The organism is Bartonella sp. CL266QHHD (assembly GCF_042195355.1).
Taxonomy (GTDB): domain Bacteria; phylum Pseudomonadota; class Alphaproteobacteria; order Rhizobiales; family Rhizobiaceae; genus Bartonella.
The window spans coordinates 23,372-36,463 of the sequence record NZ_JBHIOD010000040.1; the positions used below are offsets into that span (position 1 = coordinate 23,372).

The following is a 13,092-nucleotide window of genomic DNA, read 5'->3' on the forward strand; positions in this document are numbered from 1 at the left end:
TATAGAGAGACGATTGGGGCGGCGATATGAAACTTAAATTTAAACAACAAGAATTTCAAAATGATGCGGTTAAAAGCGTCATTGATTTATTTAAAGGCCAACCACGACGGAATTCTTCTATTTTCTTGCATTCAGAACAAGGACAATTAGCGTTAAATGAATTTGGTTATGGTAATCAATTATTGATCAGTGATGAAAGCATATTAGCAAATTTACAAGAGGTGCAACAGAACAATAAACTCTTGGCGAGTAAGACGCTAGAGCAAAAGCAGTTTTCTATTGAGATGGAAACGGGAACAGGCAAAACTTATGTCTATAGCAAGACGATTTTTGAGTTAAATCAACGCTATGGCTTTACCAAATTTATTATCGTCGTACCAAGTGTTGCTATTCGCGAAGGGGTGTATAAATCACTTCAGGTAACAAGGGAGCATTTTCAAGCAGAGTTTGATAATCTGCCCTATCGTTATTTTATTTATAATTCAAAAGATCTTTCGCAAATTCGCCAATTTGCAAGCTCAACCAATATTGAAATTATGATTATCAATATTGATGCATTTAAAAAAGCAGAAAATATTATCAACCTTCCGCAAGATAGACTGAATGGCGAAAGTGCTATGCGCTATATCCAAGATACAAATCCGATTGTGATCATAGATGAACCGCAATCGGTGGATAATACAGCAAAAGCGAAGGAGGCTATTGCGAGCCTTAATCCGCTTTGTGTTTTCCGCTATAGTGCCACGCATAAAGATGAGATTAATCTTTTATATCGTTTAACACCTGTTGATGCTTATAAAAAAGGACTGGTAAAGCAAATTTGTGTTTCTTCTAATCAGATAGAGCAAAATTTTAACCGTCCCTATATTGCCTTGAAATCCGTATCTCACAAACATGGCTTTAAGGCGCGCTTAGAGTTGGATATTGCGGGAAAGAATGGCACTGTGAGCCGCAAAACAGTTACAGTGAGACAAGGCGATGATCTGTATCGCGTTACGGGCGGGCGTGAGCTTTATAGGGGTTATATTGTTTCGGGTATCAATTGCATGGCGGGGGATGAAGCTGTTGAGTTTTCTGATACTGAAATTGTCAAATTTGGCCACGCCCTTGGTGATGTGAATACAATAGAGCTTAAACGCGCGCAAATTTATCGCACTATAGAAACACATTTAGATAAAGAATTGCGGCTTGCGCCTTTAGGGATTAAAGTTTTATCACTTTTTTTTATTGATGAGGTGGCTAAATATCGTAGCTCTGATGAAGAGCCAGCACTTTATGAGCGTATGTTTGAAGAATGTTATGAAGAGCTGTTGGCGAAAAAGAAATATGCCTCCTTGCGAACTAAGTTTGCACAAAATGTTCGGAACGTGCACGGCGGTTATTTCTCGCAAGACAAAAAAGGCGTCTATAAGGATACAAAGGGCGACAGCCAAGCTGATGATGACACTTATAACACGATTATGCGTGATAAGGAGTGGTTATTATCTTTTGCATGCCCCTTGCGTTTTATCTTTTCGCATTCGGCCTTGAGAGAAGGCTGGGATAATCCGAATGTGTTTCAAGTGTGTATGTTGATTGAGCAAAAATCGAATTTTACCGTACGGCAAAAGATTGGTCGCGGTTTGCGCTTGTGCGTAAACCAACACGGTGAACAGGTAGAAGATAAAGATATAAATGTGCTGCATGTCATGGTGAATGAAAGCTTTGCTGAGTTTGTGAGTACATTGCAAAAAGAATTAGAGGCGGATATTGGTTATAAACTTGGTACATTGCAGATGGAGCATTTGGTTGGCCGTATTTATGAAGATGTAAAATATGTGGCCGCTAAAGTGGAAGTATCGCAAGCACAAAAAATTGTTAAAATACTTGTTGCAAAAGATTTTATTGATGAGGCAGGTGTCGTTAAAGTAGATCAAGATTTAGTAGCGAGCGAATTTGATGCTATAGGGGTGGAGGAAATGCCACGCGAATTGCGTCAAGAAATTGTGAAAAAAACTGATGCGGGCGCGCTTATTAATGTTGAGACGCTGCAAGATCTGATTTATATGACAACTGTGACAGAAACAAAAATTCTGTCTTCGCAAGAGGCTGCTGATATATTGGTTGAGTTGCGTGAAAAAGCCTTGCTTACATCAGCAGGAAAAATCACAGATACATTAAAAGCGCAATGGGCGACTGGGACGTTAGATTTAAGTGAACGTTTTAGTAAAGGGCAGAAGCAGGCTGTGCTGCAGGCGCTAGAAGCGAGCCAAGCCATGCCGATTATTCGTAATGCTACGCGCGAGGTGCGGGTTAAGCTTAAAAAGCAAACAGTGGCTTCACCAGAGTTTTTGGCCTTGTGGGAAAAGATCAATAAAAAGACCACTTATCGTGCAAAGCTTGATCGCACAGAGTTTGTTGCCAAAGCAGTGGATGCAGTGGAAAAAATGGCGCCAGTTGCGCCCGCGCATTTGGTTTATCAGACAGCAGAGATAGAACTGGATAGTGCTGGTGTGACCTATGAAGAGCAGTTATTAAAGCAGAGTGCGCTTGATTATAGTTTTTGTGCACTGCCGAACATTGTACATTATTTGACCTTAAAGCTGAAATTAACCACAAAGACAATTATTGGTATTTTGACCAAGAGTGGCCGTGAGCATGAGTTCGTAAAAAATCCACAAGCTTTTTTAGAGCGCATAGAAGAAATACTCAATAAAACCCATGTTAATCTTACAATTGATGGCATTAAATATTTAAAGCTGGTCGGGCAAGAATATAGTGTGCAAGAGCTTTTTACCAGTGAAGAGCTTGTGGCAAATTTAGAGCGTACAGCTGTTGTGAGTGAGAAGAGTGTGTATGATCATGTGGTTTATGAAAGCAGTGTGGAGAAAGAGTTTGCACAAAGTCTTGAAAATGATCCTGAAGTCAGATTGTTTTTTAAACTACCAAGAAGTTTTAAAATAGCCACTCCCATTGGTTCTTATACGCCTGATTGGGCAGTTTTTTTAGAGCGAGATGGCGAACAAAAGCTTTACTTTGTGCTGGAGACAAAAGGGGCAAATAGCGAGTTTGATTTGCGACTTAAAGAAATACTGAAGATTAAATGCGGCAAAGCGCATTTTGCTGCACTGCAAACGAGCGTTGCGTTTAACGACCAGCCGGTGATAAATTGGCGTGAATATAAGCGTACTTTGCCCGAAGGGGCGCATGAGTTTCCAAGTGCTGCGGTGGTTGTTACAGAATGATTGGAGCATGAAATACTTAAGGGGGAGGGGAGAAAAGCTTTTTATATCAAAATAATAAATTGATAAAAGGTAGTTATAATGTACACTTCATGTTGAATTTAATTGTTTTCATTTAATACAGGAGGTAAAGTTATGAAAACTAAAGATATGTATAAACCCCTGAAAAAAAATTAAACGGGTTGATGTTGCTGCGCTCAAAGCCCGAGCAAGTGAGCAGAAAATGGCTGCTTGAGGCGCTTCTATGAATTGAAGTTTTAAAATATACAAAGCTGGCGGCAAAAAAGCTGCCAGCTTTATAGCTTTTGGATATATTAATGACGATAGATTATGAAGTTAAAAAGTTGCTCTATGGCTGTGGGGCAATGAGCGGGGTTCGGCTGATTACAGGTTCCTTCCATGCTTTTTTTTTCTTGTCTATGGGCGTTAGTATAGCACAGTTAGCCTTATTACAAATTGTATTTAGCGCGGCTATTTGTATTTTTGAAGTGCCTTGTGGAATTTTAGGAGATAAAATTGGCGTTAAAAAAAATGTTATCTTATCATGTTTCTTTTTTTCGCTCTTCTTCTTTTTATGTATTTACGCGCCTAATCTTTCTGTCTTAATTCCGGCAGAAATTATATATGCTTTAGGCTTTGCTTTATGTTCTGGCGCTGATAGTACATGGATTAAAGGCTTAATCGATAGCGGTGGTTACAAGGGTAGTTTGATCTACCACCAAGTAAACGTTTATAAGCGGGAACTGACGGCATTCATGAATATGGTTGCTGGTGCGCTAGGTGTTCTTATTGCTTTGTGTATGGATAATTATCAGTCGGCATATTATTTTTGTTCTTTCGGGTTTCTCGGGCTTGTATTCTTGTTTAGTCGGGTGACGGGGATAGGTATTGCATCCGCTTCGGATAGTCAGTCAATAGACTCGGGTTCTTTGTTGCATGCAACAGAAGCTTTTACTTATTTAGTTACCTCAAAAATCGGATTATATTATATATTGATATGTGGTTTTATTGTTGCTGCATTGCAGCCAATATTTCATTTTTGGCAACCTTTTATTTTGGGACAGACAGGAGTATTAGACAATGCGACAGGAAAGACTAAAATTCTTATTCTTGGCCTGTGCTTTGTGTCTTATACTCTCGTAAAATACTTATTTAATCGCTTTGTAATTAAATATCTTATGCAAAAATATGCTCCTATGGCGATAACTTTGTGCTCACTCGTCCTAAGTGCTGTTGTTATGCTTGCTCTGCTTCTCGTTGCAAACAGTTGGGCTCCTATTATTTTATTCACCGTATTTCACAGTTTTTTTTCTGTTCCTATGACGCAGTTTGAAGCAGAGTTTTTTAAACATATTCAACAAAAGAATGCAAATACGGTTTTATCCATGGTTAGTTTTCTTGCGCGTATTTTTGGTATTTTAGCGCTTGTGCTGATTGGTTGGTTGGCAAATAATGTTTGTATAGAAGCAGCTTTTTGTTTTGCCTTGGTTTGTATATGTTTAATTATCCCGCTTAATTTGGCTTGGCTTTATACTGATAAAAAGTTAATAAAAGACGAGGAGGTTTGAAAGTGAAGATACAGTTGAACAGGGACTTGCCTGTGACTTACATAAAGACACAGGAAAAAATAGTGTGTGGGTCATCTTATATGGATTGAGTCGAAATTAATAGCTGTCCATCGTTTTTAGTAGAGATGCTTACCGATTTGAATACATCAAATGATTGTGCGGCTATTAGCCAGAAATATCGCGAACGAGCATATCAAGAGGATATGATATTGATGTGTTGTTAAATGAATACTTCAGATTGGATTCGGAGGTGGACAAAATTATTATTTTTGGAGAGGGCAATCATTCATATGAAGTCTCTATAGTTTTGTGATGTGGACATGGTGCGTATAGTTATAGAATGCTCTCCTAGTGAGTGCTAGATGGTGCTTTTGCGTCCGTAAAATATTGTGCGTTGGTTGTTGAAATAAAGTTTCATAATTTTAGATCGTAAAGCGGTGGGGCATCGAGGTGCCTTATGTATCATAAATGCTCTTTTTTAATTGGTGTATAGGCACAATGGATTGTAAAAATGCTAATGCCTGTGTTTTTTGACAACTTGGTCGGCTTTGTTTTTTTACGTATGTAAGCAGCGAGTAAGCAAAGGTTAGCACAGGTGTATTACTTGCAGTACCAAAAAGTTTGATTAAAAATACTAAAAATGGATATACAAGACGAACAAACGGCTCGCTGAGGATCTTTTATCAATGACTGTAGTTGCTTGGGGGCATAGTATTGTACAAAAAAACGCATGGCATAAAGTCCAAAAAACCAATAAAGGTGCATTGCGCTTCTTTTTTAAGAACTGGGCATCTCCTCTTACCTTAATGCGTTCTCATTATGCATCCTTTACACAAGACTTGCGATGGAAAGACTTTACGGAAAAAATCAATGTGTTTTGTTTAAAAGATCCGAGCTTAATATGCCCTTCAATATGGAAAGATATTTCACAATGTTTGTTGTGATGAAGCAATTGCTCTCTCTTGGCATGCCACTGGCTATAGGGTTTATCTCTCAGATGATGATTTCCTTCACAGATGCAGCGCTTGTAGCGCATTTAGGCGTGCAAGCCTTGAGTGGTACAATGTTAGCTCTGAGTATATTTAGTTTTGTTATGTTGTTTGGGCTAGGTATTATTACCGCGGTTGCACCAAAACTTGCGGAAAGTTTTCGCAGACAAGATAGATATGCATTAAAGGCATGGTTTGATCAAGGAATATGGCTTTCCCTTGTGATTGGAATGATGAGTGCAATCATTTTACTCAATACGAGGAATATTTTGTGTCTTCTCGGCCAAGATGAGACAATTGCCAATATAGCACAGGAATATAATAGTGGCGCTGCTATAGGAGTGGTGTTTTTTTATCTTTATGTGAATAGCCGAGGATTGCTGTCAGCAATTGGTAATCCACAGCCCTTAACTTGGGTTATGCTTGCGGCTATCATCGTGAACTTTTTTATCTCTTGGCTGCTTATTTTTGGTATAGGTTCTGCAAGCGGATTAGGTGTCTTTGGTGCAGGAATTGCGAGCAGTTTGATCCGTATTTTAATTGTTATTGCAGCAGCAATAATTTTGTCCCGCAATTCTGCTTTTCATTCTTTTCGCTTTAATTATTTGAGACCAAAGTTAGAGATTTCACGAATAATAAAATTGCTGCGAGTAGGGCTACCTATTGGTATACGTATTCTTATTGCGGAGGGCTTTCCTTCGGTTATTGCATTCATGATTACGGCTTATGGGATCGAATCTTTGGCCGCACATACGATAGGGATGCGACTCGATATGCTTATTTCTGTGGTGGCTTTGGGGATTTCCAGCGCAGCCGCGACAATAGCAGCGTGGTATAGAGCAGATAGGAATAATATGGCTCTAAAACAGCTGCGTATGAGTGTCACAGTTTTTGCTGTAGCTTATGTCTTATTTTTATCAGGGATTGTTTATCTCTCTTATGAATTTATCCTTACAACCATCTTTAATATTTCTGAAGACAGCGTTGTTGTTTTCTCTTGGAAGTTGCTTCCGTTCATCTTATTGTCTTTTGCTTTTGGCACTTTAGGAGCTATGCTCAATGGCATACTTGTGGGTTTGCTTGATACGTTTTGGTCAACAATTGTTGTAGCAATAAGTTATTGGGGGTTAGGCCTATTTGGGGGAGCGCTAATGGCAAATTTTTTTGAATATGACTTTATTGGCTATTGGCTTGGCATGATTGGTGCAAGCTTAATCGTTTCTCTCTTTAATTATATGCGCGTGGGTTATTTAATAAAATGCAATCCTATGTTTGGGGCAGAGTGAGTGTTATAAAAGCGCTTGTAAAGCACTAGCTGTGAAGGCTTAGCTACTCACCATCCATAGAGGCTGTTTTTACTTCTATGGAGATAACAATATAGGTTACAAAACTTGCTTAATATTGAAAAGAAGTGTCTTTGATTGTAGCCTCAATATTATTTGTTGAGTTTTTAAAATAATATGGGTTTATTAAAATCATTTGGCTACAATTTAAGAGTAAGTTCGGTAGATTGGAAGAGTTTAATACCTTAAAAAATGACGAGAAAAAACGTGCTTATATTCATACGCCGTTGAGGAGGCATTTAAAAAAGTTGTTGTTTTTATAAGTCATTACCATTGTGATGCTAAAACGCATGCATTTGTCAAAACAATCGCAGACGCTAACGATGTTATTCTTGCAAGCCCTGTTTATCACGGGTCTTATTCAGGGGGATTGAAGAATGCTCTTGATAATTTAGAGTATAATGCTTTTGGGATAAAGTTTTTAGTCATCTCTCTCATGACAATATAACCCAAAATGCGCACTGCCCTGTGTATATTTGGTACCAATTGTGCATACGCTTTATGGACAGGCGCTGCAATATCAAGTTGCTTCGGCTAAAGATGATTTTGCGTTTGAGAATGAAAACCGTACACGGAGACTTAGCAGCGTAAATGTACGGGCTTGCTGCGCACATCTTGCTGATAAAATGTACAATAAGGGTGGAGGATATGATCAAAAATGATAGGAAATACCGTTATTTAGTCATTGGTGGTGCAGGAATATTGGCTCCCTTCGCCGGTTATTAGGGCTGAACAACGTGATTATCGCAGCGCGTTTTCGTTCTCATCAATCCAAAATTGAGTTATTTCAGACAAGGGCTAAATGTATATTTTGGAGATTATTATAAGCCATAGGCACAATTTTTAAAAGGGGTACCCCTATGGACGGGCTTGAAATATTGCATATTATGGGGGGCATTCGCTTGCACATGCATTTTCGTGTAGGTTGAGATTGAGCGGTTGGCCTTCTTACCGAAGCCTCTGCGTATTGTTCATGTTTTTGGTTCTAATGCAGAGGATAAAATAATCTCTGGATGTGCGCATCACAATGAGATTGATCCCATATCTGTAAAATTAGGTCGGAAAAGGCGATCATATGGCCGGCGGTGGTCAATGAGAAGAGTGTATATGATCATGTGGGGTTTATAAGAGTAATATTGAGAAAGAATTTGCGCAAAATTAATGATAATGCCTCCGAAGTAAAATTATTTTTTAAATTGCCAAGGAGCTTTAAAATCGTGGCGCTCATAGGCTCTTACACGCCGGATTGGGGGGGTGTTTTAGAGTGAGATGGCGCGCAAAAGCTTTATTTTGTACTGAAAACAAAAGGAACGAATAGCGAGTTTGATTTGCGCCTTAAAGAAATGCTGAAGATTAAATGCGGCAAGGCGCATTTTACCGCCCTTGAGACTGGTGTGGTGTTTAACGAGGCACCGGTGATGAGTTGGCGCGATTCTAAGCGGGGGATGGTGGTAGAGAGAGTTGGGGGGCTGTGGTAGGAGTGGGGGGCACGAATGACGCTGTCTTTAGTTGCGTACCGCCAAGCTAATTTTGTGCTTTGCGAAATTAGCCAAGGCTTTTGGACGTACCGCGTAAAATCTTATGAATATCATGCAGAAGGCGCGCAGAAATGGGGGATTGCGTGTCTAGCTTCCCAATGCCGTAATTAAGTACAGCCACATAATGAGATAGCTCTTCAATATCATCAGTCGCACTAATACTTTTTCTTTATTTTCAAACAATAATAGGTCAGATGGTAACGATTATGTCCTTTCTATCTGAGAAAAGAGTAGCACCGCTTGCGTATATGCACGAGTAAAAGTCAATCAACATTGGTCTGAGGTAAAAACAGCCAATTATTTCTAATACACCTAAGGATTTCATAGCTTGCTCTAACGGTTTATATAAATCCGCCCTTTTAAAAGGTGGATTGGGTGGAAAATTTATTGGGATATAGGCTTTATGAATCTCTCGAACTAAGCTTCCTACTATGCAGGCCCTAAGGCGTGATTGCATATATGGTCGCATCTGTTGCTCGTTGTGTAGGCAGAGATCCTAAATTAGGAAAGGAGGGCTGGTCTTTTAATTACAAAGGAAGAATACGGCGCGTAAGTGCAACAAAATGTATTTTGAGGAGCAGTAAAGGGGTGAGGCATTTGATGTCCAGCGGATGACGGATTAACTGGAGTATAAGTAGGCATTGCTAGGGCGGAGTTTTTAGTTAAGAATTGCGCTCTGTGCGCTATAAGCTCTCTGCATCCTTCATATAGGCGTTGAGATCATCGCCCAATGCAACGTAAAGGGGCTGTTTTGTCTTTAGCGCTTGTTTGGCTGCTTCTATAGTGCCGCTGGCTCTATCAGCCATTATGGTTATAATTTCCTCGTCCAAAGAACAGATCAATCGATTGCGTAATAGGGTATGTGTGCCTTTTTTGACCGTGTCTTTTTTAAAAAGCAGCTGTTACCTCGTGGCAGGATTGGGTGTGTTTATATGATCAGCCTGCCAAAGAAATGGAAGCGTTATCGCGATAGCCACCAATAGTAGTCCAGCGATAAAGGCGTCAGCAAACTGCAATGATATAAAAGAACCAAGGACGCCGACCAAAAAGCTTCCGACCGGCATTCCAGCATAGCCTATCACCCGAAAAGCAGAATTAGCTCGCCCGAGAAGTTGCTTTGGTGTGAGGCGCTGCCTGAAGGCGGTAACACCAATAAACCATAAGCTTGCTCCAACGCCAGCGATAAAGGTGACGCCCCATACGACGACAGCACTTTTTGAAAAGGCTGGAATCAGCAGCAAGACAACCGTTCCTAAACCGTCAGTGAGAACAGCTAGGCGCACCGGTGCATAACGTATACGCGGCGCAAATAGGGCACCTGCCATTGTTCCAAGCGCGTAGGCCGCAAACATGACGCCATATTGGCTGCTATGTAGGCCCAGATACCGACTGTCGGTAACGAAGAAGATGAACGAGGTTAGGAATGCTCCAAATACCACCGATAGAAAGAATGTGAGTAATGTAAGGGAGGTAAGATGCCGATTTGAAAAAATGAAACGAAAGCCGGCAATAATATAACGGAAAGTGATGTTTTCTTTATCAAGTGTTGGCGATGTCGGAACAGCACGGCGAGCGGTAAAAATCAATGTGATAAAAAGCACGATTAACAAGCCAAGAAATAGCAGTGTGCCATGCCCTAAAATGCTGCTTGTTATGACAGGGGCAAGAAAATAGGAGACCCCGAAATCTAAAAACAAGACAATTGAGTAGAAGGTCATCAATCGCTCTCCCTCCATGATAAGTGGTGGAATCGTCATTATATAAGCTTCGGCAGAAACGACGATGAATCCAGCAATGGTTGCATAGAAGAAAATTTGTTCGGCTGGAGCAATCTGTATCATGAGCAGTACGAACAGGACAATATGCAGTAGCATGAAGATGAGGAGAGCTGTGGTGGCAAGTTTTATTTTGTCGCAGCGATCAAGTAAAGCGCCTGCAAGGATGCCGAAAATTGGCCACGCTAATGAGAAGAGACCTTGCGACCAACTTACTCCGACTACGCCATATCCAGATTGTCTTGCTAATAGCGGGATGGCAGTGCGCAAAGCACCGCTGAGTAAGGCGAGCAGACTAACGGTTAGGCAAAAATAGCGTATGTTCCTGTTGGCAAAAAGCGTGAACATTCTTTTCTCCTTAAGATGCCATACAGGTTTCCGCTGTTCCATCAAGTACGGCGGTTGTATTCAGCATGTTTGCGACATAGCCGTCCAAGATATTCCTATCTGCCTGAGGTAGAAGAAAATACATAAGGTTGGAATACCATTGCCAACCACGCTGAGTCAGCTGGAGATCGTTATCACTTTCTACGATGAGACCTGCACCTATGAGCTGTTGTAGGTTATTGTATACGAAAGAGGGGAGTGCGGTCCAGTCAATTCTTTCTTTTTTGGCATAGCCGTTATAAGGTAGCCGCATACACAAAGCTTTGGAGGCTTGTTGCTCCGCTGATACCCAATTGTAGTATACTTTGGATTTGCCTTTAAGTTGTATGTCGGTAATGTATCCGCTTCGACTGGGATTGGCTCGTGTGACGAGTGAGCCGAGAATCGACAGTGCTGACGCCCCGAAGCCAACCACATAATCGTCATGATAACCATACAAATATTTGTGATAGCGGAAATAATTAGCTGAACTCGTTTTAGCGAGCGTTAGAGGAGTGTTATTGGCAATTTTGATATAGGAATGCCCATTACACGGCGCATAGCCGCAGCTGCGCATAACGATATCGCTAAATAATCGAAGCATTTGTCGATGCTGTAGGCTGGACGGTTTTAGCCCTTTTTGTGCGTAAGACTTATGCAGTTGCGACGTGATAGCCAGATTGTTGATTGCATAAAGGTTGATGGTTTCAGGATGAAGCTCGCTGGCTTGCTTCAAATCGTATAATAGTTCTTCGGCTTGCTGGCTGTGCTGCCATATAGTAGGTCGAAACCGACATGTCCCAATTATCTCTTGTGACCAAGCCATGGTATTGTTGATTTGTTCACGTGTTGAGGTGAGGTTAAACAATGATCGGAAACGCTCAATGAAACTCTGTATACCGAAGCTGATCCGGTTAACGCCGATCTCACGGGCAGCATAAAGTTTATCACGTGTGACGCTCTTCGGTTTGCTTTCCAGTGTAAATTCGGCTAAGGAAGAGAGCTCAAATTCAGCATGCAATACTTTTCCGATGTGGCGGATATTATCTGCGGACAAGAGTGACGGTGTGCCGCCCCCTATATAGATGCTGCGGATGGGCCCTCTAAGCGAGCGAATGAAATTTCCTTTGGCTCTGATCTCTGTGGTAAGCGCTGACATATAAGATTCGATTTGCTTAACGTGCTTGTAGGCTCCTTTCTGAAAGGGACAGAAGGAACAGATGGTTTCGCAAAAGGGAATATGCAAATAAAGAGAAATGGTACGCGCTTGTGGAATTTGCTTACTGTGCGCTAGTTTATTAAAGTCTAGGTAATCGTAAAATTCATTTGAAATAGTGCGAAATAACGGATATGTGAAGTTGTAAATCGTCTTGAGTTGGTCGAACTTCACAAAAGGATGATCCACGAGTTGCATAACTTACCTCCCCCAATTTCTTAACTCGCACTATATTATTGACGGGCGACTGGTGACCCAATCACCCGAGTGTATTACCAAAGATTTTCACGGAACATAATGAATCCTCCTTTTGTAGAAGTTATATGTATTATACATATAACTTCTTATATGAACAGGCGAGCTTGTTTAAGAGGCAATGTAAAGATAAAAATATAAAAGAACTTTCTCTTGCAGCCTTATGGTCTGATATTGTAATTGGTATCCTGTTTTACGTGGTCGGGCTATGAATGCCTAGGGCGAGAAAAAGCAGGGTATTTTAATGGACGTGCGGGGCATCATTGTTATGTTGCTGGGACTTGGAATTTGCGTCTGGTTATGAAATATCATTAGTGCAAAAAGATGATTTTAAAGGTAGATATATATTTTTTGATATCCCTGTAAAACTTCGAGAAGAGATAGAATTATCTATTAGAAAACATATAAATGTCCAGTGTGATAATATTATCGAATTACATGACATCATCGCTCTTGCCCGCCATTTTGACATATTGCCTAAAATCTCATTGAGATTGTGCCATGTACTGGCAAACGGGGATAGATTGCGTTTTGGTATGACTGCGGCGGAGTTACGTGCCGCATTATCTTTGCTAGAATCCAATAGGATTAGGCTTAATGGGGCGCCTTTGCATGTGGGCTCTAATTTGAATTCGACTGAGTTAATAGTATCCACCTTAACTAAGGCTGGAAAGGATATTTACGCATTGAAGGATCAAAAAAGTTTTATCAGTCTAGGCGGGGGATATCCGACTTCCACAGCATTCTGCGATGCCGTGACGATCAATGACGAATACTCTCGTAAAATTTATGAGGCATTAAATTTATGAGGCATTATCACA

General features: G+C 40.6%; 10 protein-coding genes and 1 pseudogene. 8 read left to right on the top strand and 3 right to left on the bottom strand.

The window, feature by feature from the left end:
• Positions 1-26: 26 nt before the first annotated feature.
• The 7 genes and pseudogenes from ACFIK7_RS04740 to ACFIK7_RS04770 all read left to right on the top strand — a co-directional run bounded on the left by ACFIK7_RS04740 (position 27) and on the right by ACFIK7_RS04770 (position 8,770).
• On the top strand, positions 27-3,224 hold the full coding sequence (locus ACFIK7_RS04740) for a DEAD/DEAH box helicase family protein (RefSeq protein WP_375663016.1): 3,198 nt from the start codon (positions 27-29) through the stop codon (positions 3,222-3,224).
• Between the two features lie 314 nt (positions 3,225-3,538).
• Positions 3,539-4,789, top strand: a complete 1,251-nt coding sequence (locus ACFIK7_RS04745) for an MFS transporter (protein WP_375663017.1) — start codon at positions 3,539-3,541, stop codon at positions 4,787-4,789.
• 931 nt (positions 4,790-5,720) lie between these two features.
• Complete coding sequence (locus tag ACFIK7_RS04750; protein WP_375663018.1) at positions 5,721-7,064, top strand: MATE family efflux transporter; 1,344 nt, start codon at positions 5,721-5,723, stop codon at positions 7,062-7,064.
• 316 nt (positions 7,065-7,380) lie between these two features.
• Positions 7,381-7,569, top strand: coding sequence for an NADPH-dependent FMN reductase (locus ACFIK7_RS04755; RefSeq protein ID WP_375612108.1), 189 nt, complete (start codon positions 7,381-7,383; stop codon positions 7,567-7,569).
• Positions 7,570-7,609: 40 nt separating this feature from the next.
• The gene (locus tag ACFIK7_RS04760; RefSeq protein WP_273790372.1) at positions 7,610-7,783 is read left to right on the top strand and encodes a hypothetical protein; all 174 of its coding nucleotides are present in this window, start codon (positions 7,610-7,612) and stop codon (positions 7,781-7,783) included.
• Between the two features lie 423 nt (positions 7,784-8,206).
• Positions 8,207-8,599 (top strand): annotated as a pseudogene (locus tag ACFIK7_RS04765) (hypothetical protein).
• A gap of 15 nt (positions 8,600-8,614) precedes the next feature.
• Complete coding sequence (locus ACFIK7_RS04770) at positions 8,615-8,770, top strand: hypothetical protein (protein ID WP_375663019.1); 156 nt, start codon at positions 8,615-8,617, stop codon at positions 8,768-8,770.
• A 572-nt stretch (positions 8,771-9,342) separates the two neighbouring features.
• On the opposite strand, the gene ACFIK7_RS04775 is transcribed toward ACFIK7_RS04770, so the two are convergent.
• The 3 genes from ACFIK7_RS04775 to ACFIK7_RS04785 all read right to left on the bottom strand — a co-directional run bounded on the left by ACFIK7_RS04775 (position 9,343) and on the right by ACFIK7_RS04785 (position 12,214).
• Positions 9,343-9,465, bottom strand: a complete 123-nt coding sequence (locus ACFIK7_RS04775; RefSeq protein ID WP_375631524.1) for a hypothetical protein — start codon at positions 9,463-9,465, stop codon at positions 9,343-9,345.
• 96 nt (positions 9,466-9,561) lie between these two features.
• The gene (locus ACFIK7_RS04780; RefSeq protein WP_375663020.1) at positions 9,562-10,782 is read right to left on the bottom strand and encodes an MFS transporter; all 1,221 of its coding nucleotides are present in this window, start codon (positions 10,780-10,782) and stop codon (positions 9,562-9,564) included.
• Between the two features lie 10 nt (positions 10,783-10,792).
• Positions 10,793-12,214: a coproporphyrinogen-III oxidase family protein gene (locus ACFIK7_RS04785; protein ID WP_375658109.1), complete on the bottom strand. Its 1,422-nt coding sequence runs from the start codon at positions 12,212-12,214 to the stop codon at positions 10,793-10,795.
• 338 nt (positions 12,215-12,552) lie between these two features.
• Between ACFIK7_RS04785 and ACFIK7_RS04790 the strand changes: the two genes are divergently transcribed.
• Positions 12,553-13,080, top strand: coding sequence for a hypothetical protein (locus ACFIK7_RS04790; RefSeq protein ID WP_375663021.1), 528 nt, complete (start codon positions 12,553-12,555; stop codon positions 13,078-13,080).
• The last annotated feature ends 12 nt before the right edge of the window (positions 13,081-13,092 follow it).

What these genes read in the sequence shown, in the direction of transcription:
- ACFIK7_RS04770 (WP_375663019.1), top strand. Translation starts at nt 8,615, where the DNA reads ATGACGCTGTCTTTAGTTGCGTACCGCCAAGCTAATTTTGTGCTTTGC.
- ACFIK7_RS04740 (WP_375663016.1), top strand. Translation starts at nt 27, where the DNA reads ATGAAACTTAAATTTAAACAACAAGAATTTCAAAATGATGCGGTTAAA.
- ACFIK7_RS04745 (WP_375663017.1), top strand. Translation starts at nt 3,539, where the DNA reads ATGACGATAGATTATGAAGTTAAAAAGTTGCTCTATGGCTGTGGGGCA.
- ACFIK7_RS04785 (WP_375658109.1), bottom strand. Translation starts at nt 12,214, where the DNA reads ATGCAACTCGTGGATCATCCTTTTGTGAAGTTCGACCAACTCAAGACG.
- ACFIK7_RS04780 (WP_375663020.1), bottom strand. Translation starts at nt 10,782, where the DNA reads ATGTTCACGCTTTTTGCCAACAGGAACATACGCTATTTTTGCCTAACC.
- ACFIK7_RS04750 (WP_375663018.1), top strand. Translation starts at nt 5,721, where the DNA reads ATGTTTGTTGTGATGAAGCAATTGCTCTCTCTTGGCATGCCACTGGCT.
- ACFIK7_RS04775 (WP_375631524.1), bottom strand. Translation starts at nt 9,465, where the DNA reads ATGGCTGATAGAGCCAGCGGCACTATAGAAGCAGCCAAACAAGCGCTA.